The sequence below is a fragment of the Bradyrhizobium sp. genome, assembly GCF_035484855.1.
Classification (GTDB): Bacteria; Pseudomonadota; Alphaproteobacteria; order Rhizobiales; family Xanthobacteraceae; genus Bradyrhizobium.
This window is the reverse complement of record NZ_DATHOP010000078.1, coordinates 40660-66375: the sequence shown is the minus strand read 5'-3', so window position 1 is coordinate 66375 and position 25716 is coordinate 40660. Positions and strand designations below refer to the sequence as shown.

General features: G+C 61.7%; 19 protein-coding genes and 1 pseudogene. 12 read left to right on the top strand and 8 right to left on the bottom strand.

From position 1 onward, the window contains the following. From VK804_RS08850 to VK804_RS08825, 6 genes are all read left to right on the top strand, one after another. A partial coding sequence (locus VK804_RS08850; protein WP_325369996.1) for an efflux RND transporter permease subunit occupies nt 1-2802 on the top strand: 2802 nt, incomplete at its 5' end. Between the two features lie 218 nt (nt 2803-3020). Beyond that, nucleotides 3021-3422, top strand: coding sequence for a cupin domain-containing protein (locus VK804_RS08845; protein WP_325369994.1), 402 nt, complete (start codon nt 3021-3023; stop codon nt 3420-3422). 47 nt (nt 3423-3469) lie between these two features. Next, nucleotides 3470-4135, top strand: a complete 666-nt coding sequence (locus VK804_RS08840) for a 2Fe-2S iron-sulfur cluster-binding protein (protein WP_325369992.1) — start codon at nt 3470-3472, stop codon at nt 4133-4135. Beyond that, on the top strand, nt 4132-5112 hold the full coding sequence (locus VK804_RS08835; protein ID WP_325369990.1) for a xanthine dehydrogenase family protein subunit M: 981 nt from the start codon (nt 4132-4134) through the stop codon (nt 5110-5112). Before VK804_RS08840 ends, VK804_RS08835 begins: the two co-directional genes overlap by 4 nt. 14 nt (nt 5113-5126) lie before the next feature. Continuing rightward, nucleotides 5127-7328 carry a xanthine dehydrogenase family protein molybdopterin-binding subunit gene (locus VK804_RS08830; RefSeq protein WP_325369988.1) on the top strand — a complete coding sequence of 734 codons (2202 nt, stop codon included), beginning with the start codon at nt 5127-5129 and terminating at the stop codon, nt 7326-7328. Between the two features lie 154 nt (nt 7329-7482). Beyond that, nucleotides 7483-8730, top strand: coding sequence for an oxalate decarboxylase family bicupin (locus tag VK804_RS08825; protein WP_325369986.1), 1248 nt, complete (start codon nt 7483-7485; stop codon nt 8728-8730). Nucleotides 8731-8951: 221 nt separating this feature from the next. On the opposite strand, the gene VK804_RS08820 is transcribed toward VK804_RS08825, so the two are convergent. Both VK804_RS08820 and VK804_RS08815 read right to left on the bottom strand, forming a co-directional pair. Next, nucleotides 8952-9977 carry an aldo/keto reductase gene (locus tag VK804_RS08820; protein ID WP_325369984.1) on the bottom strand — a complete coding sequence of 342 codons (1026 nt, stop codon included), beginning with the start codon at nt 9975-9977 and terminating at the stop codon, nt 8952-8954. A 54-nt stretch (nt 9978-10031) separates the two neighbouring features. Next, nucleotides 10032-10970, bottom strand: coding sequence for an NAD(P)-dependent oxidoreductase (locus tag VK804_RS08815; protein WP_325369982.1), 939 nt, complete (start codon nt 10968-10970; stop codon nt 10032-10034). A gap of 198 nt (nt 10971-11168) precedes the next feature. On the opposite strand from VK804_RS08815, the gene VK804_RS08810 reads away from it, so the two are divergent. The 3 genes from VK804_RS08810 to VK804_RS08800 all read left to right on the top strand — a co-directional run bounded on the left by VK804_RS08810 (nt 11169) and on the right by VK804_RS08800 (nt 14396). Beyond that, nucleotides 11169-12257, top strand: a complete 1089-nt coding sequence (locus VK804_RS08810) for an AraC family transcriptional regulator (protein ID WP_325369980.1) — start codon at nt 11169-11171, stop codon at nt 12255-12257. Nucleotides 12258-12544: 287 nt separating this feature from the next. Further along, entirely contained in the window at nt 12545-12760 is a 216-nt protein-coding gene (locus VK804_RS08805) for a hypothetical protein (protein ID WP_325369976.1), read from the top strand. Between the two features lie 151 nt (nt 12761-12911). Next, a complete protein-coding gene (locus VK804_RS08800; protein WP_325369974.1) occupies nt 12912-14396 on the top strand; it encodes a porin in 1485 nt (494 codons plus the stop codon). Between the two features lie 55 nt (nt 14397-14451). Here the strand turns inward: VK804_RS08800 and VK804_RS08795 are convergent, their stop codons facing one another. The 5 genes and pseudogenes from VK804_RS08795 to VK804_RS32970 form a co-directional block, all read right to left on the bottom strand. Then, nucleotides 14452-15882, bottom strand: coding sequence for a sensor histidine kinase (locus VK804_RS08795; protein WP_325369972.1), 1431 nt, complete (start codon nt 15880-15882; stop codon nt 14452-14454). Between the two features lie 303 nt (nt 15883-16185). Beyond that, nucleotides 16186-16563 (bottom strand): response regulator transcription factor, encoded by a 378-nt coding sequence (locus tag VK804_RS08790; protein ID WP_325369970.1) that lies wholly within the window; start codon nt 16561-16563, stop codon nt 16186-16188. A gap of 390 nt (nt 16564-16953) precedes the next feature. Further along, nucleotides 16954-17613: a response regulator transcription factor gene (locus tag VK804_RS08785; protein WP_325369968.1), complete on the bottom strand. Its 660-nt coding sequence runs from the start codon at nt 17611-17613 to the stop codon at nt 16954-16956. Next, nucleotides 17610-19103, bottom strand: a complete 1494-nt coding sequence (locus VK804_RS32975) for a PAS domain-containing sensor histidine kinase (RefSeq protein ID WP_414642739.1) — start codon at nt 19101-19103, stop codon at nt 17610-17612. The genes VK804_RS08785 and VK804_RS32975 overlap by 4 nt, the downstream gene beginning before the upstream one ends. A 33-nt stretch (nt 19104-19136) precedes the next feature. Then, nucleotides 19137-21089 (bottom strand): annotated as a pseudogene (locus VK804_RS32970) (PAS domain-containing protein); the annotation flags it as partial. Nucleotides 21090-21700: 611 nt separating this feature from the next. Between VK804_RS32970 and VK804_RS08775 the strand changes: the two are divergent. The 3 genes from VK804_RS08775 to VK804_RS08765 all read left to right on the top strand — a co-directional run bounded on the left by VK804_RS08775 (nt 21701) and on the right by VK804_RS08765 (nt 24161). After that, nucleotides 21701-22360: an HD domain-containing protein gene (locus VK804_RS08775; RefSeq protein WP_325369998.1), complete on the top strand. Its 660-nt coding sequence runs from the start codon at nt 21701-21703 to the stop codon at nt 22358-22360. Between the two features lie 103 nt (nt 22361-22463). Beyond that, the gene (locus VK804_RS08770) at nt 22464-23921 is read left to right on the top strand and encodes a catalase (RefSeq protein ID WP_325369964.1); all 1458 of its coding nucleotides are present in this window, start codon (nt 22464-22466) and stop codon (nt 23919-23921) included. Between the two features lie 21 nt (nt 23922-23942). Next, nucleotides 23943-24161, top strand: a complete 219-nt coding sequence (locus VK804_RS08765; RefSeq protein WP_325369962.1) for a hypothetical protein — start codon at nt 23943-23945, stop codon at nt 24159-24161. 49 nt (nt 24162-24210) lie between these two features. Here VK804_RS08765 and VK804_RS08760 read toward each other — a convergent pair whose 3' ends face one another. Next, nucleotides 24211-25662 carry a cytochrome-c peroxidase gene (locus tag VK804_RS08760; RefSeq protein ID WP_325369960.1) on the bottom strand — a complete coding sequence of 484 codons (1452 nt, stop codon included), beginning with the start codon at nt 25660-25662 and terminating at the stop codon, nt 24211-24213. Nucleotides 25663-25716: the final 54 nt, after the last annotated feature.

Below are 25716 nucleotides of genomic sequence, written 5' to 3'. Positions count from 1 at the left end.
GCGGTGAGCGATACGCTCTCGGCGATCAACGCTGCGACCGCGTATCTGCCGGTGGGAATGCCGTATCCGCCGACGATTCGAAAGGTCAATCCGGCCGACACGCCGATCCTGGTGCTGGGATTGACCTCCGATACGCTGCCGCTGACCACCGTTGACGCCTATGCAGAAAACATTCTGCTGCAAAAGATATCGCAGATATCCGGCGTCGGCCTTGTGGGCATCGGCGGCCAGCAGAAGCCCGCCGTCCGCCTGCAGCTCGATCCGGAGGCTCTGGCAGCCCGCGGCATCAATCTCGAGGACGTGCGAACGGCGCTCGGCCAGGCGAATGTCGATCTGGCGAAGGGCACGCTGAACAGCCCGCGCCAGACCTACACGCTCAACACCAACGATCAACTGCTGAAGGCCGACGATTACGCCAATCTGGTGATCGCCTATCGGAACGGGGCGCCGGTCCGCATCCGCGATGTCGGCCGCGCCATCAGCGCGCCGGAGAACGACCTGATCGCGGGCTGGTACAACAACCAACGCGGCATCATTCTGGCAATCCAGCGCCAGCCCGGCGCCAACGTCATCAACACCGTGAACCGGATCAAGGCGATGATGCCGGTCCTTCAGGCCTCGATCCCGCCCGCGGTCAAGGTCAATATCATCTCCGATCGCACTGAAACCATCCGCGCCTCGGTCAGCGACGTGCAGTTCACGTTGATGCTGACGGTCGCGCTGGTGGTGATGGTGATCTTCATATTCCTGCGCAATTTCTGGGCCACCGTTATTCCGGCCGTCACCGTGCCACTTTCGCTGATCGGTACCTTCGCCGTACTCTACGAGCTTGGCTACAGCCTCGATAACCTCTCGCTGATGGCTCTGTCGATCGCGGTCGGCTTCGTTGTCGACGACGCCGTCGTCGTCATCGAGAACATCGTGCGGCACATGGAGGAAGGCGCCTCGCCATTCGACGCGGCGCTCAAGGGCGCCGGCGAGATCGGCTTCACCATCATATCGATCACGCTATCGCTGATCGCCGTGTTCATTCCGCTGTTCCTGATGGGCGGATATGTCGGCCTGTTGTTCCGCGAATTTGCGATCACCGTCAGCGTGGCGCTGGTGCTGTCGCTGCTGATCTCGCTGACGCTGACGCCGATGATGTGCGCGCGGCTGCTCAAGCCGGAGGCCAAACAGCACGGATGGCTCTACCGGGTGTTCGAACGCGGCTTCGATGGTCTGCTCAACCTCTATGAGGCGGGCCTCAAGATCGTGCTGCGGCACCGCTTCATTACCCTCATGACAATGCTCGGCACCATCGTGTTGACCGGATATCTCTACGTGGTCATCCCCAAGGGCTTCTTCCCCGAACAGGACACCGGATTGATCATCGGCCTCTCCGAGGCGGCGCAGGATATCTCCTTTCCGGCGATGGCCGAGCGCCAGCAAGCCCTGCTCAACGCCCTGATGCGGGATCCCGCGGTCGCCTCGGTCGGCGCGGCAGTCGGCGCGGGCGGGGGAACCACCACGGTCAATAACGGCCGCGTCTTCATTGCCCTGAAGCCGAAGAATCAGCGCGGCAGCATGGACCAGGTGCTGGCGCGGCTGCGGACCAACCTCGCCAAGATCCAGGGCATCACGCTCTACATGCAGGCCGCGCAGGACATCACCATCGGCGGGCGCGTCGCCAAGACCATGTATCAGTACACCCTGAACGACGCCGATCCCGGCGAACTCGACCATTGGGCGGCGTTGTTCCTCGACAGGATCAAGGCCATCCCCGGCATCACCGACGTCGCAACCGATCAGCTGAATGCGGGGCCGCTGCTCGACATCACCATCAAGCGCGAAGTCGCGTCGAGCTACGGTATCCTGCCCTTTACGATCGACAATACGCTCGATGACGCCTTCGGCCAGCGTATCGTCTCGACCATGTATACGACGCTGAACCAGTACCATGTCGTCATGGAGGTCGATCCCAAGTTCCAGTATGGCCCCGAAGCGCTCAACGGCATCTATGTCAAATCATCGAGCGGGCAGCAGGTGCCGTTATCGACCCTGGTCGATTCGGTCGTGAAGGTTGCGCCGCTCGTGGTCAACCATCAGGGCCAGTTCCCGTCGGTCACGATCTCCTTCAACCTGCTGCCGGGCACCGCGATCGGCCAGGCGACAAGCGCCATCCAGAAAGTGGAAAAGCAGCTCGGCAAGCCGCTCTCGCTGCAGACCAGCTTTCAGGGCAACGCCCAGGCATTCGGAGCCTCATTGTCGAGCACGCCGATCCTGATAGCCGCGGCGCTGTTCGTCATCTACCTCATCCTTGGCGTGCTGTATGAGAGTCTGATTCATCCGATCACCATCATCTCGACGCTGCCTTCAGCAGGCCTCGGTGCGTTACTGCTGCTGATGGCGGTTCACTTCGACCTCAGCGTGATCGCAATCGTCGGCATCATACTGCTGATCGGTATCGTCAAGAAGAACGGCATCATGCTGGTCGATTTCGCCCAACACGTCGAACATGAGCAGGGTTTGACGGCGGAGGAATCCATCCATCGAGCCTGCATCATGCGTTTCAGGCCGATCCTGATGACGACGATGGCGGCGCTGCTTGGCGGCGTTCCGATGATGCTCGGCACCGGCGTTGGATCGGAGATTCGCCAGCCGCTCGGCTATGCCATCGTCGGCGGCCTCGCGCTGTCGCAGGTCCTCACGCTCTATACGACTCCGGTGGTCTATATTTACCTGGATCGGCTGCAGAGCTGGCTGTTCGGGGAAAAGAAGCCTGCGCCAAGCGGACATACCGCAGCGGTGCCCGCCGAATGAGCGTTCGTTGACATGGACCGCTCCACGGCTTCGACGATCGCCCTAACCAAGGCGGTCATCGAGTTTGATCGGGAGCTGCTGCGAGCTCCTCCGCGAAGCGTTCCGTCGCAATCCGACGCGGATTGCTGAACTCTGATCAACTAAACTCCAATTTAGTGGCCCTCCCGCCGACCGCTACCTAACTCTCCAATTGAAGATTCAAATTCGGTCCCGGACCCATGAGCGCAACCACAATCCACATCGTCAGCCCGGCTGAATTCGATCCGGGAACTGCGCAGACGCCGGGCTCCGAGCGTCGCGCCGCTATCGCGCCGGCGCTCGGCATCGCGTCGGCCAACTGGGGCGGCCTGTTCGAGGTGGCACCGGGATCCCGGACCGGGATTCATCATCACGGAGAGCAAGAGACGATAGCCTACGTCCTCTCCGGCATTTGCGAAATCCGCTGGGGGACTGAGGGAGAATCCGCCGCGCGCGCGAAGGCCGGCGATTTCATCCACGTCCCCGCCTTCCTGCCGCACATGGAAATCAATCCATCAAATCGGGCACCGTTTCGCTGGGTTGTCGTGCGCAGTACCGCAACACCGATCGTCGTCAATCTGCCGGACGACACCTGGCCGTAAGCCTGACGTTTTCCTGCAGGTCAGCACAGTGCAAACATGGAGCGATCATGGACGAAGAAAAATTCCATACCAGGCTCGATCAGATTGAGGTCACGCGCCGCACGGTGATCGAGACCGGCACCACCGCGCTGCTATTGACCGCGCTTCCGCGAGCCGCTCTTGCCGCCGCTCCGCTCGACGACAATCAGCCGCCCCCGCCCCCGGTGACGGTCGAACTTCAGATCAACGGTCGTCCCTATTCGCTGGCGCTGGATCCGCGGACGACATTGCTCGATGCCTTGCGGGAACATCTCGCGCTGACAGGCCCGAAGAAAGGTTGCGATCACGGTCAGTGCGGGGCCTGCACGGTGTTGATCGAAGGCCGCCGCATCAACTCCTGCCTGACGCTTGCCGTGATGCATGACGGCCAATCCATCACCACGATCGAGGGGCTCGCCGATCACGAGAGCCTGCATCCGATGCAATCGGCTTTTGTCGAGCATGACGGCTTTCAATGCGGCTACTGCACCTCCGGACAAATCTGCTCGGCAATCGGAATGCTGGCCGAAAGCCAGCTTGGCATGCCGAGTTACGTGACGGAGAATCTAAATCAACCGGCCGTTGAACTCACCGATGCGGAAATCCGCGAGAGGATGAGCGGCAACATCTGCCGCTGCGCGGCTTACCCCAATATCGTGGCCGCCATCAAACAAGCCGCGGGAATGTCGACATGAGAGCCTTCATTTATCACCGCGCCGACTCGCCGGTTCACGCCGCCGCTGCCGCCATCCAGCCCGGCGGGAAAATCATCGCCGGCGGCACCAATCTGCTCGACCTGATGAAATTGCAGGTCGAGACGCCGTCCAGCCTGATCGATATCAACCGCCTGCCGCTCGACAAGATCGAAGAGACCCCCGAGGGCGGCTTGCGCATCGGCGCGCTGGTCCGCAACAGCGATCTCGCCGCCGACTCGCGGGTCCGCCAACATTACGGCGTCCTCAGCCGCGCATTGCTGGCGGGCGCCAGCGCACAGTTGCGCAACAAGGCCACCACCGGCGGCAATCTGCTGCAGCGAACACGCTGCTACTATTTCTATGACATCACAAAGCCCTGCAACAAACGCAAGCCGGGCTCGGTCTGCGCCGCGCTCGCCGGCTTCAACCGCATTCACGCAATCCTTGGAACCAGCGAGCAGTGCATCGCGACACACCCGTCGGATATGGCGGTGGCGATGCGGGCGCTCGACGCCAAGGTCGAGACGATCAATGATTCCGGCGAAAACAAAATCATTCCAATCGCGGAGCTTCACCGTCTTCCGGGCAAAACTCCCGAGATCGAGACGTCGCTGAGCCCCGGCGAAATCATCACGGCCGTGACGCTGCCTCCGCCGCCGCCGGGTGTGCAGCTCTATCGGAAGGTTCGCGATCGCGCCTCCTACGCGTTCGCGCTGGTTTCCGTCGCCGCGATCGTCGACAGCGCGCGCGGTCGGATCCGATCCGCCCGACTGGCGTTCGGAGGGTTGGCGCCAAAGCCCTGGCGGTCGCCGCAGGCGGAACAGGAGTTGGTGGACGCGCCTGCGAACACAACGACCTTCAATGCAGCCGCCGAAGCAGTTCTCAAAGACGCGCGCGGATTCGGCGACAACGATTTCAAGATACCGTTGACGCGGCGTACCCTGCACAGGGTGCTGGATGAGATGACCCGGGCCTGAAGGATGACAACACAATGGAAATGAACTCACCCATCGGTCCAAATGCACTTGATGGCCCCGGCGTCGTCGGCAAACCCCTCGACCGCGTGGATGGCCGGCTGAAGGTCACGGGCGGCGCGCGCTACGCCTATGAGATGCAGCAGGACGGCGTGTTGTATGGCTTTGTCGTCGAAGCCTCGATCGGAAAGGGGACGATCCGATCGATCGATAGCCGTGCTGCCGAGAAGGCGCCGGGCGTCAGACTGGTCCTCACCCATCGAAATGCGCCCGCGCAGGGCACCGGCGATCACCATGAAGCGCATCCGGTGCTCACCGGGCCGCAAGTGACCTACTACGGTCAGCCGGTAGCCTTCGTGGTCGCCGACAGCTTCGAAGAGGCCAGGGCGGCCGCTTACCTGGTGAATGTAAAGTATGACCGGTCGAACGGAAAATATGCGCTCCGTGCCAATCTCGATGAGGCGCGCGTCCCGAAGCCAAAAGGCGCACCCGCAGCCGACAGCGCGGTGGGGGACTTTGCAGCAGCTTTCGCCGGCGCGCCCGTGCAAATCGACGTGACCTATACCACCCCATTGCAAAGTCACGCGATGATGGAGCCGCATGCCACGTTGGCCAGGTGGGACGGTGACAAGTTGATCCTGCACACGGCCAACCAGATGCTCAACCAGGGTCAGAACGCCATTGCCAGAACGCTAAAGATTCCCGTCGAGAACGTGCGCCTGATCAGCCCCTTCATCGGCGGCGGTTTCGGCGGCAAGCTCTGGGTCAATGCCGATGCCATCCTGGCGGCAATCGCCGCACAGCAGCTCAAGCGGCCGGTGAAGATCGCGCTGACGCGCCAGCAAATCTTTCACGTCACGACCCACCGCTCCGACACCATCCAGCGTCTCCGGCTCGGTACCGATCGCGAGGGCCGCATCGTCGCGATCGGCCACGACGTGTTCTCCGGCAACCTGCCCAGCGAGCAAACCTATGAGGGAGCCGCCCTGCAGACCCGCACGCTTTACGCCGGACCGAACCGGTTGACGCGACACCGCCTCGCGCCACTGGATATTCCGGTCGCGTCCTCAATGCGCGCGCCCGGCGAAGCCGTCGGACTGATGGCGCTGGAATGCGCCATGGACGAGCTGGCCGAAAAGCTCAATCTCGATCCGATCGAATTGCGCGTTCGAAACGAGCCGAGCGAGGATCCGGAAAAGCATATTCCCTATTCCAGCCGTCACCTGATCGCCTGCATGCAGGAAGGTGCGCGCCGGTTTGGGTGGGACAAGCGCAATCCGAAGCCGGGCCAGATCCGCGACGGCCGCTGGCTGGTCGGGATTGGCATGGCTGCCGCAACACGCGGCAATCCGCTTCGGCTCTCCAAGGCCAATGTCCGATTGGACCCTGACGGCAATGCCACCGTGCGAATGGCGATGACCGACATCGGCACCGGCACCTACACCATCCTGGCACAGATCACGGCCGAGATGCTCGGCCTGCCGATGGAGCGGGTCCGGGTCGAACTCGGCGACACCAACTTTCCCGAAGCTGCCGGCTCCGGCGGGTCGTTCGGCGCAGGCAGCTCGGGCTCGGCCCTGTTCGAGGCCTGCAATGCGCTGCGCGAAAAACTGGCACGGACCGCCGGCATGGATCCGGCAACGGCACGCTTCGCCGACGGCAGCATCTCGTTCGGCGAACAGTCCAGAAAGCTGACCGACCTTGTCGGCCAGGGGATGGAGGCCGACGGCGAAATCCAGCCGGGCAGCAACAACAAGGATTTCTCGCAACAATCATATGGCGCGCATTTCGCCGAGGTCGGCGTCGATGAAGATACCGGTGAGATACGCGTGCGGCGCATGCTCGGCGTCTTTGCCGCCGGCCGCGTCCTGAACGCCAAGACGGCGCGGTCCCAGGCTATCGGCGGAATGGTGTTCGGCGTGGGCGCGGCGTTGCAGGAAGGGATGACGCTCGATCCCCGATTCGGCTATTTCGTCAATCGGGATCTTGCCGAATACCTTGTGCCGGTGCACGCCGATATTCCGTCCATCGACGCCGTTTTTGTTGCCGAACTGGACGACAGATCCAATCCGCTGAAGAGCAAGGGGATCGGCGAACTCGGAATTTGCGGCGCCGGCGCCTCGATCGCCAATGCGGTCTACAACGCCTGCGGCATTCGGATACGGGACTACCCGATCACGCTCGACAAGCTGCTTTCCGGGCTGCCGGTGCGCGCATGACCGGATCGCGTCCACATCGCGGAAGTCAGCCTTCGCGATGCCCGGCCGACGTGCCCGTCCAGGCTGCACGATTCTGAAAGCTAATTTAATGGTTCGCGTTCATCGCGAGCCTACCTCTCATGTACCCCCATCGATTTTGGACAGGAGAGGAATCATGTTTTCGAGACGGGATATGCTGGCGGTCTCGGCCGCGGGCGCTGTCATGACGGCGGGCGCGGCGCGTGCCGCTTCGTTCGGCAATCCGGACCTGCCGCCGCAGGGCGCCATCAATGCCAAGGGGCCGGGCAATCTCAGGGATCCCGGTCCGCAAAGCGAGGCGATCGCCAGCCAGTTCCCCTCGGCGCAGTTCCCACCCGCAACTGACGTCGGCGGCATGCCGATGGACTGGGCCTCCTTCAACAATGCCCCCAAGCGCATCCAGAACGGCGGCTGGGCGCGGCAGGTGACGCAGCAGGATTTCGCGATTTCCAACACGATCGCGGGCGTCAATATGCGACTGACCGCGGGTGGCATCAGGGAGTTGCACTGGCACCAGGCCGCCGAGTGGGCGATCATGACCTACGGCAGCTGCCGCGTGACGGCTCTCGATGCCACGGGCCGGCCCTATGTTGCCGACGTCAACGAGGGCGACCTCTGGTATTTCCCGGCGGGCCTGCCGCATTCCTTGCAGGGTCTCGGCCCGGACGGTTGTGAATTCGTGATCTGCTTCGACGATGGCGATGCAAGCGAGTTCAATACGCTCCTGGTGACGGACTGGTTCGCTCATACACCGCCCGAGGTGCTCGCCAAGAATTTTGGCGTTCCGGCCGAGAGTTTCGCCAAGATACCGCTGCAAGACCTCTGGATCTTCCAGGGAAAGCTGCCCGGCGATTTGGCGGCGGATCGCGCTGCGGTCGCCAAAACCGGGGGCGTTCCACCCCATCCCTTTATCTTCCGGCTCTCGGCATCAGCCCCGACGAAGCAATCCAAAAGCGGCGACATCCGGGTTGCCGACAGCACCAACTTCATCGTCTCGACCACGATCGCGGCGGCGCTGATAACGGTCCGTCCGGGCGGAGTGCGCGAGATGCATTGGCATCCGAACGCCGACGAATGGCAGTATTACCTCAAGGGCAAGGGCCGCATGACGGTGTTCAATACCGGCCCGAACGCCATGACGATGGATTTCAACGCCGGAGACATCGGTTACGTCAAGAAGAACCTCGGGCACTATGTCGAGAATGTCGGCGACACGGACCTGGTGTTTATCGGGGTCTTCAGGGCGCCCCAGTATCAAGAGATTTCCCTGTCCAATTGGCTGACCCATACCCCGCCAGCGTTGGTTGCCCAGCATCTCAATGTCGACGAAGCGACCATCGCCAAATGGCCCGACGACGCCCCCGGCATCATGCCGAAGGCGTAGATTCCCACGGTCAAGCCAGATGGGCGAGCGCGACAACGTTCACGATCGCCATGACGGCCCAAAGGGATCGTGACGGTGACGTCGCGAGATGACGGGTCGCTCATCTCGTGGCGCAGGCGCCGCAGGTCTGTGCCACCCGATGATGATCCTGCCCATGGAAATGGCGGCGGGCTCGGCCATTGCCGCCCGCCCGCCGAAGGACACTCAACGCTCTCGCCGCTTCATGCCATGCTGCGCGCCGGCGGCGCCATGAATTCCGGACCGACGGGATCGGTGATGGTTTCGCGCAGGATCCGGTCGATCTCGGCCTTGGCAGACGCATCCAGCGACCAACCGGCCACATCGTCGACCGGCTGCAACTGACCGGGTCGGCGCGCTCCCCATAGCGCCGTGGTAATGCCCTGGTCGAACATCCAGCGCACCGCCAGGTGAATGACGCGCTTGCCGAAACGTTCCTGGGCCAGCCGATCGAGCTTTTGTACCGCTGCCACATATTGTGCAAACCTGGGTTTGCGGAATTTTGGATCGGTGCGCCTCAAATCATCCCCATCGAAGGTGGTGTCCGGCCGCATTCGCCCCGACAGCAGACCCCGGCACAGTGCGCCATATCCGAGCGTCGCTATCTTGTTTTTGCGGCAATAGGGCAGAAGGTCGGCCTCGACATCGCGTTCGAACAGATTGTACGGCGGCTGCAGCACATGCAGCGGCGCAACGCGGCGAAACCGCTCCATCTGGTCAACCGAAAAATTGCTCACGCCGATGGCTCGGATCTTCCCCTGCTCAAACAGCGTCCGCATCGCTTCCGCGGTTTCCTCGATGGTCACGAGGGGATCGGGCCAATGAACCTGGTAGACATCGATGTAATCGGTTCGAAGCCTGCGCAAGGAATCCTCCACCTCCCGCATGATGCGGGCGCGGCTGGCATTGCGCGATACGTTGCCGCCGTCCCATTGCAGTCCAGTCTTGGTGGCAATCAACACCTCCGAGCGCAGCCGGCGCTCGGCGATCGCCTTGCCCACGATCTCCTCGGAGCGACCGAATCCATAGACCGGGGCGGTGTCGACAATGTTGACGCCATGCTCGAACGCGGCCTGGATGGTGGCAACGGATTCGCGCTCGTCGGTGCCGCCCCACATCCATCCGCCGATGGCCCAGGTCCCGATCGCGACCGGCGATACCTTGAGCGACGTCCCGGGAATGTCGGTAAGTTCCATTTTCGTTTTGAGTGCTTCTGCCTGATCGGTCATGATCCTGTTCCTTTCTTGAATGCGATCGCCCTGGGGGCGTGTGAATGACTGGCTTCAGTTGGTCGTCACCGAGGGTACGGCGTGAAGCCCGGCATCTTCCGCGGCGACAAGCCCCAGCGCCGTCCAGTCGAGTTCGCCGTAGCCGCGCGCAATTCCGCTGATCAGCCGGTCCCGGACCACGCTTACCGACGGCATCGGCACGCCCGCCTGCTCCGCTTCCGCAAGCGCCAGACGCACATCCTTCAGCACGAGCGGCAGGACGAAGCCCGGCGCGTAGTTCTGCCTGGCAATCTTGTCGCCGTAAATCTTGTGCACGCGTCCGCCGAACATCGTGCTGGTCATGAGATCAATGAAGGGCTGCGGATCGAGCCCGCGCTTGCGGACGACGGCTGCGACCTCGCCAAGCATCTCCAGCGCCGTCGCGCTCATCATGTTGCCGAGCAACTTGACAAGGTTGGCTTCCTGCGGATCGGCTCCGATCACAAAGGTCCGTTGTCCGAGAATGTCGAGGATCGGCCGGCAGCGCTCGACATCGACCGGGGCGCCGGCGGCGACGATAAACAACTGGCGTGCCCTGGCTGCATCCGGATTGCCGAACACGGGTGCTGCGACATAGCCTTGTCCATGCCGCGCGTGCTCGCTCGACAACTGCAGAGCTGCCGCGGTGCTGATCGTGCTCATTGACAGGTGGACCGCGCCTGGCATCAGCCCCGCGGCCAGACCGTCGAGATCATCATCGCGGCGGCCGAACACGACGTCACGCACGGCGTCGTCGTCCGGCAACATGCTGATGACGAGTTCGCAATCGAGCAGGTCGCCGATATCCGTCGTCGCCCTGAGACCTAGTGCCTCGAGCCTGCTGATCTGATCCTTGCGTCGGATGTAGCCGATCACCCGTCGCCCGGCAGCCAGGAGGTTCGCAGCCATCGCCGCTCCCATGTGGCCAAGGCCGATAAAACCGATTTCGCCCGCGACCGGCGCGCGGCCGGCCAATTCGGCGGTACGCCGCTCAGGGGTCAGAGCATCGGACGCGCTTCTGCTGGCAACAGGGGAACGAGACTGGTGTTTGGACATTGGCGGCTCCGGTGCCGACGCAACCGCACCTGATGCGCATCTTGCGGAGGACACATCCGCTATCTGGTGACGAACGTGTTTCGCGCTTGTCTCGGCTTGCCGCGCTGTTGAGCATTCTTGCGCGGAATCCCGCAAAAAACCTCCGTGCGGGTTTGGCGCGCGCCTGCGAATAAAATCGAATTTAGTAGTCTGAACAGCAATTTAATGGTGCCGAAAATCGGTTCGCTTACTCTCACTGGTAGTCGTCATCGAGGCGAGCCGGGGGGCCGCAACGTCGTCAGGAGAACCAGAATGAGTGACATCGGCATCCATCCGGCAGATGTTGCTTCGTCCGCTCCATCGATTGTCGAGATTTCGCCGCCCGATATTGCCCGTCGTCGACTGGCGAATTGGGGCACGATACAGGCAGACGCGGTGAGGGTTACCCGGCGCGAGACTTTCGAATACGGCTTTCAGGCTCGACGCCATTTGCTGATCGCCTACGAGCGCGCGGAACGCGATGATGGCGAGACGGTGATCGAGGGTCTGCCGAAGTCGACGCTGCGCGAGTTCAATTGCAAGCTCAGCTTCGTGCCCGCCGGACATCGGTTTTACGGATGGCAGACGCCGCGGGTGCTGACGCGCGTCACTTATTTCTATATCGACCCGCACAATCGGCCGCTCGATCAGGAATTCGGCACCACCTGCCCGACGATCAGCCCCCGCTTGTTCTTCTTCGATCAGGCCATCTGGGACACGGCACTCAAGCTCAGGGCCGAGGTCGGCAATTCGGACCCCGGCAGCCGCCAGTATGCGGAGGCCCTGAGCCAGGTGCTCATGCACGAACTGATCCGGCTGGAGCGAGCGGCGTGCGTCGCGACGACGCCGCTTCGCGGCGGCCTGCCGGCATGGCAACGCAAGCGCCTGATCGACTTCATCGAAGAGCATCTTGCGGAGAAGATTTCGCTGGCCGCTCTCGCGGAGCTCGTCGATTTGAGCCTCTATCACTTTGCGCGCGTCTTCAGGCAGTCCTTCGGCGTTCCCCCGCACCGCTACCATATGGCTCGCCGGATGGAACGCGCCAGGAGCCTGCTGCAGAGGCCGTCGCTCCCGGTGACGAACATCGGCATCCAGATCGGCTTTCGCGAAGCGAGTTCATTCACGAAGGCGTTCCGCCGATTCACCGGACTTACGCCGACCGAATATCGGCATCAGCGAGACGATTGATCTCGCCAAACCCAGAGGAGGCAAGATTGCGCAATCATCTTCGATATCGTGGACACGACGCGGCGAAGCGCTGCGCCATCTGTGACGGAAAATTTGGTCTCGTCCGGCATTACTCCTGGCGAACAGCCCTCTGCTCGCGGGGGTGCCTCGATCGCCTTAGATCGCGCGAGGAGAGCGACCGCAGATGGTTGCTGCGCCTTCAGACCGCCCAACAAACGATTGCGATTGCGACCATGGGATTCCGAAGTGGCGAAACGGGCCACGCAAACGGCTTTAGGAGGTGACACATGAGATACATCCTGGTGAATGGCAGGACGCCGTTTCGGCAGTCTGCCTGCGTATTGTGCGGCAAGCCGATCGGCGCGAATTATCTGCGGGAGATCGCGACGCGGTTGCCCTATTGCGATCCCGATTGCTACGCCGATCACTGCGAGGGCGCCGTCCAGGCTCTCGAAAGACATGCGACCGCGACCTATGCAGCCCTAGTTGCATCGCGGGACTGAGCGTTCGGCCCGTCTCGCGGCAAAAGTCGGCTTGCCGACATCCGATGGAACCCTTCCGGGGCGTCAAATCCAGCTTGAATACGAAAGCAATTGACGCAAATATGGAGCGGCTCGGGTTGGAAGGTTAGGCGAGAGAACGTCGGAGGGCACGATGGCTCGCATGACTTGGCATACGGCAATATCAGGTCTGCTGCTGTTTTTCGCTTGCGCGACGGGTGCGTCAGCCGACGACACCCTGGTGACGAAGGCTGTCCCCGCTACAAGCACGAAAGCTTCATTGCAACCGGCGAGCTGTAGCAGCCTTGAGGACTTTGTCGTCACAAACTGCCCACTGACCTGGAACGGCATCACGGTCTACGGCACGATCGACGGTGGCGTGACGTGGCAAAGCCATGGCACGCCGTTCAACGGGACGACCGTCACCGGCGAAGAATATCTCCTCCAGAAGAACAGCAATCGCGCGTTGTGGGGCCTCGCGCCCAGCGCTCTGAGCCAGTCCAACATCGGAATCAAGGGCAATGAGCCGTTCGCTCCCGGATGGGCTTTTATCTTCGATCTGGAGGCCGGGTTCGATCCCTATTCCTTGCAGCTCGCCAACGGGCCGGGAGCGGTCGCCCAGAACGCCGGCGTGCCGCTCACCCTTCAAAACTCGAACGCCGACTCCAGCCGTGCCGGGCAATTTTACAATTCCGTTGGGTATCTGGGCGTCAGTTCGCCAACCTATGGCACCTTGACCGTTTTCCGGCAAAACGCGCTGACGATGGACGGCGTTCTCGCCTACGATCCGATGGGCGGCTCATACGCTTTCTCGCCGATCGGCTGGCAGGGAATTACCTGCGGCGTGGGCGATACCGAAGACTGCCGATTCAGCACATCGGTAAAGTATCGTGTCGACATCGGCCAATTCAGGGTTGCGGCGCTCTGGCAATTCGGTGGCTACAGCCTGAACAATGCGGCGACCGGTTCCTACCAGTTCCAAATCGGCGGGGACATCAACAATCTGGCGGGCGGCACGCTCTCGCTCGACGCCATCGGTAGCTACGTCCAGAACGCCGTGGCGGTAACGCTGGCCGGCAATGTGCTGCCGGCGGTGCTGCCTCAGGTGCTCACCGCTACGCTCTCCGACGATACGAGCGTAATGCTGCTTGCAAGATACACTCACGGGCCGGTCAAGCTGTTTGCCGGATACGAATACATTCAATATGCGCCGCCCAGCAATCCTTTCGCCGCCGGTACCGGTTTCAACGATATTTCGGGGAACTTCGTCTGCGCCGGCTGCGCCGCGATCAACAACACCAACATCAACAACACCGCGTTCAGCGCCGGCGACAAGCCGCTCAATATTTTCTGGACCGGGGTGAAATACAGCGTCACTCCCAACCTGGACCTGATCGGCGCCTATTATCACTACTTCCAGCCCACCTATGGCGCGTTCGTCAACTGCGCCGTTGCCGTACCGGCGGCAACCTGCCACGGGACGTTCGACGCCGTCTCCTTCGCCCTCGATTGGCAGTTCGCGAAGAAATTCGATGCCTACGCCGGATTCATGTACTCGCAGGTCAATGGCGGTCTCGCGAACGGCTACCTCAATCACAATACGATCGACCCCACGGTTGGGCTGCGCTTCCGCTTCTGAAGCAGCCGCAGACGCGTCATGGGCGAGCGGTTTATTCGTCCCGCGCGCTGGACGCCTACGAGCAGGCGACCGTTGGCTGACGCTGCGCCGCGCCCCCTGGATCGGTTCCAATCGTCAACACTGGCGTCGGTGCATACGGGCATGCAATCTCGACGACACATCCAGCGCCGGGGCGAATGGTGAATCGGAAGCCGTGCAGCTTTACGATGGCCGCAACCAGGTTCAGGCCGAGACCCAAACCCGACATGTGCCTCGTCTTGTCCGACCGGTAGAACCGCCTCAGCACGGCGTCGCGCTCGTGTTCGCTGATGCCTGAACCGGTGTCCTTGACGCGCACGATGATCTCGCCATCGCCGCGAACCAGTCCGATCTCCACCTGCCCGCCGGCCGGCGTGTACTTGACGGCGTTGTCGACGAGGTTAGCGACCGCCTCGACCAGCAGATCCCGGTCACCATAGACATCCAGTTCCCGTGGCGACTGGACCACCAGGCTGACCCCCTTGTCTTCGGCAATCGGCTCGTACATGTCGCCGACCTCGCGCACGAGGTCCGCCAGCGAGACCTTGCCGAAGCCGGCCGATCGCTCGCTCTTTTCGATCTCCGCAAGCCGCAGGATCGCGGTGATGATCGAAAGCGACTGGTCGAGCGCCTCGATCGTTTTGTCCGCGACTGCCTGCAGCTGCTCCAGCGTTTCGGCGCCGGTGCGGCCGCGCTCGAGCATCAGCCTGGCCCGGGTAAGCGGCGTGCGCAGGTCATGCGCGATGTCGTGGCCGACGCCGGCGAGAGAGTGGATGAGGGTTTCCATCTCGTCGAGCATGCCGTTGACGATCATCGCAAGTTTTGAGAACGGATCGTCAGTGTCGCCACGCGGAAGTCTTTCACGCAGATTGCCGGCGACAATGCGCTGCGCCCGCTCATTGACCTCCATGATGCGCCTTTGGGCACGCGCGTTCAGCGCCACACCCACGGCAATGCAAAGGAACACCGCGGGAAGCAGGCCGAGCGCGAGTGCCCGCCCGACGACGCGGGCAACTTCTTCGATTTCATCGGCATTTCGTCCGATCACCAGCACGTTGCCGTCAGGCAAACTCTGCGCGATCAGGCGAACCCTTTGCTTTTCCGGGCCGCTTCCGTCTATCCGCTCGACCACGGCGTTCTGCACCGTGTTGTCTGCCGTGAGACCGGGCGGTCGCCGTTCCACATTGCCTGCGATCCTCTCGCCATTTACGCCAAACAACCCTACGAGCCGAGCACGAGCCGAATCCTGCCTCAGGCCCTCGTTGATCGCGTCGAGCATTTGCCCGGGTGGCAGGTTCGCAAGCATGCCCATCTGCAAGGAGATCACACGGTCGAATTGTATGGTCAGGTCATGCTTCGCCTTCAGATAAACGAACCCGAGCAATGTGACGGTAAAAGCCGCAAATAGGCCGACCACCAGCACGGTCCATCGAAGGGTGGTCGAGTGCGTGAACGCAGGCAATCCCATCAGACTGCTCCGTCGAACGAGCGCAGGGGCGCTCCATTTTTCTGCGGAATAGCTGGAAGGTTTGGAACGAAGCATGCATGAGTCCGTCGACATGAGCTCAACCCTTCGCGTTTCACTTGTCCGGCTCGCACCTGCCAGGCATCTCCCTGGCTCCGAGCGCAAGCCTAGCCCAATCAATGCCAATCGCTCGATCCTACGGAGGTTGGCTCGAAGGTCGTGTTGGTTTAACCCATCCATACCTTGGTTTGGCCGGTCAAAACGCCATCGCAGGCCGGGTACGAGGTCGGTCGCCAGGCTTTCGTTTCAACTCCCGAGGCCGGCGTGACGGACCGCAGTCTCGACGTGCTTGATCAAGTCGGGCGCGGCAAAGGGCTTGGCCAGGAAACCAATGGCTCCGGCCCTCAGCGCGCGGGCGCGGACGCTGTCTTCGGGAAAGGCGGTGATAAAGATAAATGGCGCGTTGTGGCCGCGCGCACGCAGATGGATCAGCAGGTCCAACCCGCTCATGCCCGGCATCTGCACATCCGCAATGACGCACGATGATGAGTGCAACTGGGTGGACTGCAGGAACTCCTCGGCCGACGCAAAGGTCTGGACCAGATAGCCGTGCGAACTGAGAAGATTGTCGGTCGCGGCCCGAACGGAAGCATCGTCGTCAATAACTGAAATTACCGAAAGCATTGACGCGACGACCTTCCAGAGTTGGGTGCAAGGCGCTGGCCTCGAAACTGCCCCAGCCAAAAAGTGAACAACCAATCAAGATTGTGAAATCATACATAGGTTTATTCGCAAAAGGACCTTGTGGATGGCGGACTTTTCGGCAGGCGGGCGACGAAAGCCGCCGTCTATTTCGCGCCCTTGAGTGCGGTCAGGCAGTCGCCGCATCGACCACAACCGGTCGTGCAATCTTTGCGACTTGGGCCAGCCTAACCTGATCGAGGCCAACGGCCTGCTCCTACGATGGTTGATTCGAGTGTCGCATTGGTTTGCGGCGCCTATACCTTGGTTTAGTCGTGGTGAAACTCGCGGCGAATCCGCCGGTTAATGAAATAACCTGGCTCAAGGATAAGGTTACGGTTTGGCGCGACGAATTCCGAGCGTCTCGGCCATTCTGACCAAATCGGCCAGCGACCTTGCGCCCATTTTTTTCATGATCTGTCCCCGATAGATCTTCACGGTGATCTCGGCCAGGCCAAGCTCGCCGGCTACCTGTTTGTTCATGAGACCGGAAGCGACCAATGCCAGGATGTCTCGCTCGCGGGGGGTCAGGGTCTCAAACAAGGCCCGCAAGCCGGCAACGACCCGCTCGGCGTCGCGCCGCTTGCGATCGCGTTCAATCGCCACCGTCACGGCATCCAGCATGTCCTGGTCGCGAAACGGCTTGGTCAGGAAATCGACTGCGCCGCCCTTCATGGCCCTGACGGTCATCGGAATGTCGCCATGGCCGGTCATGAAGATGATGGGAATATGGATGTTCGCCTTCCCCAGTTCGGCCTGGAAGTCCAGTCCGCTCAGTCCAGGCAGCCTGACATCGAGGACCAGGCAGCTGGCGACGTCCGGAAGCTTGCTCTGCAGCATCTCGGGGGCCGACCCGAACACCTCGACCTCCAATCCTACCGATTGAAAGAGATTGCTCAGCGCTCTTCGTACCGATTCTTCGTCTTCGACAATGAAGACGAGCGGTTCCCTGGCGCCGGCAGGCTGACGCGATGGCTTGGGCCGTTCGGTCACGACACCTCCTCCTGTTGCGATGGCAGGACGAATTGAAACATCGCGCCCGGCCCCTCATTGCCTGACGCCGACAAACGCCCCCCGTGCGCCTCCACGATCGAACGGCAGATCGAGAGGCCCATGCCCATGCCGCTGGATTTGGTGGTGAAGAAGGCGTTGAACAGCCGGTTTGCATTCCCGGCGGAAATCCCGACGCCGCAATCGGTCACGCTGATGACCACGCGGGACGTCTCGTCCCGGGATGATCGGATCACCATTACGCGGGACCGATCCGTGATCGGCAGCATTGCCTCGATACCGTTCATCAGCAGGTTGATGATCACTTGTTGCAGCTGGACGCGATCACCGAGGATCGTGGGAAGGGACGGCGCCAGCTCGGTGTGCAACGAGACAAGATGGCTGCTCAACTCGCGCTTGACCAGCACGATGGCCTCATTGATGACGTCATTGACGTCGAGCGGCAGCCTTTCGATGTCGGATTTTTTTGCCAGCGCCCGGACACGCTTGATCACTTCGCTCGCCCGACAGCTGTCGTCGATGACCCATTCCACCGAGCGGCGCGCGGCGGTGAGGTCGGGAGTGTCGCGGTCGAGCCAGCGCAGACAGGCCTCGGCGTTGGCGACCGCGGCGGCGAGCGGCTGGTTTATTTCATGGGCGATGGAGGCGGTCAGTTCGCCCAGCATGGTCACGCGTGTAACGTGCGCAAGTTCCGCCTGCGCTTCGCGCAGCGCCCGTTCGGCCTGATCTGCGCGGATCGTCGCAGTGATATCTGTTCCGGTTCCCCGATAGCCGAGAAATTTTCCTTTCGCATCAAAAAACGGCTTGCCGCTCGTCCGCACATATATCGGAGATCCAGTCCCGTTGAGGGTGTACTCGAAGTCGCGAAACGGCAGATGCGCGTCGAGCATTGCCCGATGTTGTCGCCATTTTTCCGGCTCGGATTCGACGTCGGCCGCGATATCCCAGCGAAAAACGCCGGCCAGGCCTGACGGCTTGAAGCCAACAGTATTGACGTGCTCGGATATGCTGACGACCCGATGGTCAGGCATGGTCTCCCACAGCCAATCCGAGCCGGTTTCGGCATAATCGCGAAAGCGCTGCTCGCTCTCGCGAAGTGCCTCTTCGGCCCGCTTGCGGTCCTCGATGTCGGTGGATGATCCATACCATTTGACAATGTTGCCCAGGTCATCGCGCAGCGGGTCGGCACGGAATAAAAACCAGCGGTACTCGCCATCGAAGCGCCGGAGCCGCGCTTCAAGCTCGCCCGGCAGGCCTGATTGCCGAATTCTCGACCACTTCACCAGCATGGCCTTCTTGTCGTCGGGGTGAAAGGCGCGTGGCCAGCCGGTTTCGACTTGATCCGACGAGAGGCCGGTATAGTCGAGAGCCGGTTGATTGAGGAAGTCGGGAACCCCATCCGGTCCGGCGCGCCACACCAGCGTCGGGATCGTATCGATGACAAGTCGAAGGCGATCTTCGGATTTCTTGATCTCGTCAAAAGCCTTTTGCAGCGCGTCCTTTGCAAGGTGCTGCTCGGTGACATCGACGTGGGTACCGACCAATTCGGTCGCTTCCCCGTCCTCACCGACCACGGTATGTCCGACGGTATGCACGTATCTTGTCGACCCGTCCGGAACAACGATGCGATAGTCGCCTTCGAAGTCCGTCTTTTCTCGGGCAGCTCGCCGCACCATTTCGATGACCCGGTCCCTGTCTTCGTGGTGAACACGATCCCACATGGGTTGCTCGGATGCAGCGTCCTTATCCGGATCGAGTCCCAACAAGTGGTACGCTTCCGGGGATCGATACACGAACTCTCGCCCCCGCGCGTCCCAGGCCCAGCTACTCGTGCGACTCAAACGCTGGGCCTCGGCCAGATAGGATTCGCTGCGCCGCAGCTTACGTTCGGTCTCCTTCGCAACCGTCACATCGGTCACCGCCCCCGTGTATACGAGGTCGCCCGACCCATCTTTCTGCGCCCGAGCGATGGCATGGACAAATTTCACCGAGCCGTCCGGCATCAGCAGTCGAAACTCCTGATCATAATCATTTCCCTCGACGGAGGCGCGGTCGATGCCTCTTTGCACGGCGGCGCGATCTTCCGGATGTGCGCGAGCAAGAACCATGTTGACGTGGACAGGGGTCGCCTCATCGTATCCGAAAATCCTGTAGGTCTCCGTCGACCAGGTACTCTCGCCGGTGGCGACACGCCAGCCGAAGGTGCCGGTAAGGCTCAATCGCTGGGCCTGGGCCAAATACGCTTCGCTCTGGCGCAGAGCATTTTCGGTTTGTCTGCGGTCCTCGATGTCGGTCGCCGACCCGTACCAATTGACGATATTGCCGACTTCATCGCGCAGTGGGTCAACGCGGAATAAAAACCAGCGATATTTGCCGTCGAAGCGCAGGAGCCTTCCTTCCGTCTCGCCCCGCGCGCCGGAATCCCGAATCCTGCGCCACATCGTCGACAGGTTTTCCAGATCGTCCGGATGAACCGTGCGAGCCCATCCCTCCACGGCGCTATCCAGCGAGAGGCCCGCGTAATCGAGGGTTGGCTGATTGAAGAATTCGGGCCGCCCGTTCGGCTCCGAGCGCCACACCAGGGTCGGGATCGTGTCGATCACCAGTCGAAGTCGATCCTCGGACTTCCTGATTTCGCCAATCGCTTCCTGCAACGCCGTGACATCCGTGACCGCGCCTGCAAATTCGATACTACCCGACGCGTTCCTCACGGCATGAGCCACTGCATGGACATTCTTCACCGAGCCATCCGGCATCAGCAATCGATATTCATGGTCGAAGTCGCTTCCCTCGCGCGACGCTCGATCGATGGTGTCTTGCACGGCCGTCCGATCATCGGGGTGCGTGCGCTGGACAACCAATTCCAGGGTCGGCTTCGTTGCCCTGTCACATCCAAAGATCCGGAACGTCTCGTCCGACCAGACAATCTCTCCGCTGGCGAGATTCCAGCCAAAGCTTCCGGTACCGCTCAATCTCTGTGCTTCATTCAAATACATTTCGCTGTGTAGCAGCGCATTTTCAATCCGCTTTTGATTCTCGATCGCTCCCTGCAGTTCATCGCGAGAACGCCGAAAGCCTTCCGTTGCATTCCGCTGCATCGAGATCACGAAGGCAACGAAGAGGTATGCCATGGAAAACAGGACCAGGCGCGGTGCCTCCGCAACCGGCACGGAGAGCAGATTGTTCTTCCAGGTAAAGGTATTGATGGGCGGCAACAAATAATAATAGAAAGCCAGCAGAGCGAGCGCGACGGTCAACAGCGCCGGGCCGAAGCCGCCAAACCACGCGGCAACGATTACCGCGCAAAGCAGCAGCAGCAATGCGGTGGGCTCTGCGTGCACTAACCGTCTCATGAGTTCTGCGGTAATTATCGCCAGGACGACCGACAGCACGGCCACCGCATAGTGCGAGATCGCAAGCGGTTTTGTTTGCTGCTGCGGCAGATTGAGTCTGGCCATCTTCTCTGCTCGTCTCGTTCCAAGGTGATGAGACTGCAATGCTGCCGGAGAACAACGCGGCTAAAACCCCGTGATCTCGCTACGCGCCATTTGCGGAGCGTCCCGGGGTTCCCGGGCGCATAGATTACAGCATTTCGACGAAATCCGGCAATCGATCCGGGCCGCGGCCAGGCTGCGGACCGGGGTGCGCAGGCTCTGCCGGGGAACCGCGGCCACTCACAAGACCGGTTAAATCAGCGCAAAATCCAACCACCCACCGCAAGCTCGCACGAGCAAATCTCACGGTCGCTTCCTACCCATAAATAACCAGTCGCCGCGGCAGGTCGCCATCGATGGTGATCCCGCTAAATCTAAATTGGCTCCGATTAAACGTGTGTTTAATGGAGCCGCTGGCTGGCCGGGACTACCTCTACGCTAGCAGCCCCGCCGCGTCTTTCTCTCTGGCGCGTCGATCAATGGCTGCGAAAGCGGACGGCTTCGCGTTTGCCTTGTGCCCCTCCCTCACCACGGCAGGCGGCAGCCGTCCGCTTCATCGCCAGACGCCCCGTCCGCAGCCGCGCCAGGCTGACATGATCCACCAGAGAGCCGGTCAATCGGCAGGGAAACGCGCAATGAATATCGACGTGAAAGTGAATTCCGATCTTGCAGGCGTGAGAATTCCCGACAGCAAGCTCGCTTGCGAAATAACCGAACTGGTGCGGGACGCCGAGACGCCGCTCCTGTTTCACCATTCGAGCCGCGTCTATTACTGGGGTGCACTGGCGGGCAAGCGTCAGGGACTGAGATACGATCCCGAACTGCTCTATGCGGGCGCGATGTTTCACGACATGGGCTTGACCCACCAGCACAGCAGCGCGAAAGAGCGCTTCGAAGTTGACGGCGCGAACGCCGCCGGTGCCTTCCTGCGCAGCCACGGCATCGCGCGACAGGATATCGACACGGTTTGGACCGCGATCGCTTTGCACACGACCCCGGGCATTCCCAAGCACATGCACCCGGTCGTCGCCCTGGTGACGGCCGGCGTCGAAATGGATGTGCTCGGGTTAAGCTATGACGGGTACAGCGACGCCGAGCGCGAGGCGGTGGTGCAGACGCACCCGCGCAGTGCGCATTTCAAGGAAGACATCATCCGCGCCTTCTACAACGGCATCAAACACAAGCCGGAAACCACATTCGGCAATGTCAAGGCCGACGTGCTCGCGGACAAGGATCCGCATTTTGCCCGCGGCAACTTCTGTAGCGTGATCCGCGCTTCCGCCTGGCGCGGGTAAGGCGCTCCACCTTCTTTCAATCCAGGAAATCGCGCCGCCGGCGGCCGCGTGCAGGGTTTCCCACGTTCACAAGCCCATCATGTCCAACACCCAGGAGCCAGCGATGTCCAAAACCGAGCGATTTACCAATGCCATCGGCGCGCCGGTCGCCGACAATACCAACATCATGACCGCTGGTCCGCGCGGCCCGGCGCTGCTGCAGGATATCTGGCTGATCGAGAAGCTCGCGCATTTTGACCGGGAAGTGATCCCGGAGCGGCGCATGCACGCCAAGGGCTGGGGAGCCCATGGCACCTTCACGGTGACGCACGACATCAGCCGCTACACCAAGGCCGGGATCTTCTCGAAGATCGGCAAGCAGACGCCGATGTTCGCGCGGTTTTCCACCGTCGCCGGCGAAAGGGGCGCGGCGGACGCGGAACGCGACATCCGTGGCTTTGCGCTAAAATTCTACACCGAAGACGGCAACTGGGACATCGTCGGCAACAACACCCCTGTGTTCTTCTTCCGCGACCCGCTGCGCTTTCCCGACCTCAACCATGCGATCAAGCGCGACCCGCGTACCGGACTGCGCAGCGCCGACAATAACTGGGATTTCTGGACGCTGCTGCCGGAGGCGTTGCATCAGGTGACCATCGTGATGTCCGACCGCGGCATTCCGAAGAGCTTCCGCCACATGCACGGCTTCGGCAGCCACACCTTCTCGATGATCAACGCCGCGAACGAGCGCGTTTGGGTCAAGTTCCATTTCCGCACCCGGCAAGGCATCCAGAACCTCGGCGATGCCGAGGCCGCAGCGCTGGTCGCCGGCGATCGCGAAAGCCACGGCCGCGACCTGCTCAACGCGATCGAGGCGGATGACTTTCCGCGCTGGACGCTTTTCATCCAGGTCATGACCGAATCGCAGGCCCGGACTCATAGGCACAGTCCCTTCGACCTGACCAAGGTCTGGCCGAAGGCGGAATACCCGCTAATCGAGGTCGGCGTAATGGAGCTCAACCGCTACCCGGAAAACTATTTCGCGGAAGTCGAGCAGGCAGCCTTCTCGCCAGCCAATATCGTGCCCGGCATCGGCTTCTCCCCCGACAAGATGCTTCAGGGCCGGCTGTTCTCCTATGGCGATGCCCAACGCTACCGGCTCGGCATCAACTTCAACCATATCCCGGTCAACGCCCCCAAATGCCCGTTCCAAAGCTACCATCGCGACGGCAAGATGCGGACCGACGGCAATCTGGGCGGGACGCTGACCTTCAACCCCAACAGCGCGGGGCTCTGGGATAACCAACCCGCCTTCGCCGAGCCGCCGATGCCGATCGAAGGAGAGGCGGCGCACTGGGACCACCGCGTCGACGATGATCATTGGGAGCAGCCCGGCAACCTGTTCCGAAAGATGAGCCCGCAACAGCGAAAGGTGCTGTTCGAGAATACGGCGCGGGCGATGGGCGACGCCAGCGCCCACATAAAGCAGCGCCACGTCGATAATTGCACTCGCGCCGACCCCGCTTATGGCGCGGGGGTAGCGAAGGCCCTCGGGCTCAAACAGCCCGAGTTGGTCGATTGAGGCACGCCAGAGGATCGCGCAATGAAGAAAATTATGAAACGACTTGAAAGAGTCTTGCGATCCAGGGCCAGGAGAACCTTCGCTATTCTCGCAAAGGTCGCCGGCCCGCACATCAAGGTGGGACTTCTTGCCGCGGTTTTATTCGCCTGGGCTTGCGCCTTCGAAGCCGAGGCGGTTCTTTATCTGGAGTCGTCACAAAATCTGGAGTCGTCGCAAAATCCGTTCGAAGTCACGCATTGATCACGGCTGGAGTGACGCCCGGCGATCCGCAAGCCTCATCCGCTACTGGCTAATCGCGGGACATAAAGCCATCCGTCAACGTCTGCATGAAGGCGACCAGCGCGTCCTCTTCCGCGTCGGACAGCCCGAGGTGCCCAACCTTGCTGGTGTTCATGTTGTCGGTCGATTCCGGCGCGGGCCAGCACGTCGTGCCTTCGCCGGGATCATGCGGCTCGCATCGCGGCAGGACGTCACGCGTGTTGTAGAAATGCACGATCTCCTTCAGGCTGGTGAAGTACCCGTTATGCCCGTAGGCCTTTACAAAGGCCGGAGAGGGTCGCTTGTCGACATTGCGCAGTGTCGGCACCTGCATTCGCGCCTGATTGTCCGGCGCCAGCCTGAGCCACCGTTGATCCACCGCGGAGGGCTGACTCAGCATATGTCCCTGATTGAGAAACGTGCCGACACCGCCATCGACAAACGACGTCCCTTGCGGATTGGCGGTATATCCCAATGCATCGGGCTGATTTTCCGCGTAGTAAGGAAGCCTCGGATTGGCCGGCGTGCCGATATTGCTGGCGGTGAAATCGGTGAACAGCGGATCTTCGCCGGGGCCGCCGTCGCGGTGACACTCGTTGCATCGCCCCTTGCCGCGGAACAGGTCGTATCCCTGCTGCTCCGGCGGCGTGAACTGCACCTTCTTCGCGAGGACTGCGTCGAATTTCGAGGTGAACGACGTCACCTCTGCGGAGGCCTCATAACCGGCGATGGATTGCGCCATCTGGTCGAAGGTGGCGCCGGCCCGGCCGCGATCAATCGGGCTGAGATGAATCGGCAACGGCTGATTGGCGCTGGCCGGCCCCGGCCGATCACAGACCGCCGTCACGTCGCTCGGCCATGCGATCGCAAAACTCTGTACGCCCCAGACGTTTTCGAACAGGCCGCGATACGGCCGCTGCGAGGCGCGATAGACCGCGCAGGCGATATCGGGCAGGCCCATCTCCACCGGATTGGTCGGTGGACCCTGCGCCTGCTCCGCGGCCGGATTGCCCAGCCGGCGTCCCGTCGCACGCATATCCCAGAAATTTCCACCGACGAGATCGCCCTGCCCGGGATTATAGTGCAGCACGGGCGAGAGAGGCGCATAGGCGTGCGATTGCGGCTTGCGATCGCTGAACCGCGTCCGCACCGACCCGGGATAGGCGCCGGTCGTGCGGTTCAACTCCGACACCGGACCGGTGAAGCCCGTCTCGGGCATGTGGCAGAAGGCGCAAGCCTCATTGCGGTTTACCGACAAGTTCTTGTCGTACAGCATCGCCTTGCCGAGCAGCTCGATTTGCTGGGTCTGATTGTCCGGCGGTGCTGCAAGGCGTTCGATCGTCTGCGCTTCGATGCGGTCGATTTCGGCCTCGACCTGCGCGATTTCCTGCAGTGCCTGGGGCGAGAGTTTTGCAGGGACCTCGTCGGCTTTCGGCGCATCCGCGCCGAGCGTGGAGACAAAGATCGCCGCTGCGATCGGCAAGAATGTGCGCCGTGATTTCACGTTGGAACCCTGCAGGCCGGCGCCACGCAGCAC

Coding starts and splice junctions, on each gene's coding strand:
- VK804_RS08795 (WP_325369972.1), bottom strand. CDS start 15,882: ATGGGATTGCCTGCGTTCACGCACTCGACCACCCTTCGATGGACCGTG.
- VK804_RS08770 (WP_325369964.1), top strand. CDS start 22,464: ATGTCCAAAACCGAGCGATTTACCAATGCCATCGGCGCGCCGGTCGCC.
- VK804_RS08840 (WP_325369992.1), top strand. CDS start 3,470: ATGGACGAAGAAAAATTCCATACCAGGCTCGATCAGATTGAGGTCACG.
- VK804_RS08805 (WP_325369976.1), top strand. CDS start 12,545: ATGAGATACATCCTGGTGAATGGCAGGACGCCGTTTCGGCAGTCTGCC.
- VK804_RS08825 (WP_325369986.1), top strand. CDS start 7,483: ATGTTTTCGAGACGGGATATGCTGGCGGTCTCGGCCGCGGGCGCTGTC.
- VK804_RS08775 (WP_325369998.1), top strand. CDS start 21,701: ATGAATATCGACGTGAAAGTGAATTCCGATCTTGCAGGCGTGAGAATT.
- VK804_RS08790 (WP_325369970.1), bottom strand. CDS start 16,563: ATGCTTTCGGTAATTTCAGTTATTGACGACGATGCTTCCGTTCGGGCC.
- VK804_RS08830 (WP_325369988.1), top strand. CDS start 5,127: ATGGAAATGAACTCACCCATCGGTCCAAATGCACTTGATGGCCCCGGC.
- VK804_RS08820 (WP_325369984.1), bottom strand. CDS start 9,977: ATGACCGATCAGGCAGAAGCACTCAAAACGAAAATGGAACTTACCGAC.
- VK804_RS08800 (WP_325369974.1), top strand. CDS start 12,912: ATGGCTCGCATGACTTGGCATACGGCAATATCAGGTCTGCTGCTGTTT.
- VK804_RS08835 (WP_325369990.1), top strand. CDS start 4,132: ATGAGAGCCTTCATTTATCACCGCGCCGACTCGCCGGTTCACGCCGCC.
- VK804_RS08845 (WP_325369994.1), top strand. CDS start 3,021: ATGAGCGCAACCACAATCCACATCGTCAGCCCGGCTGAATTCGATCCG.
- VK804_RS08765 (WP_325369962.1), top strand. CDS start 23,943: ATGAAGAAAATTATGAAACGACTTGAAAGAGTCTTGCGATCCAGGGCC.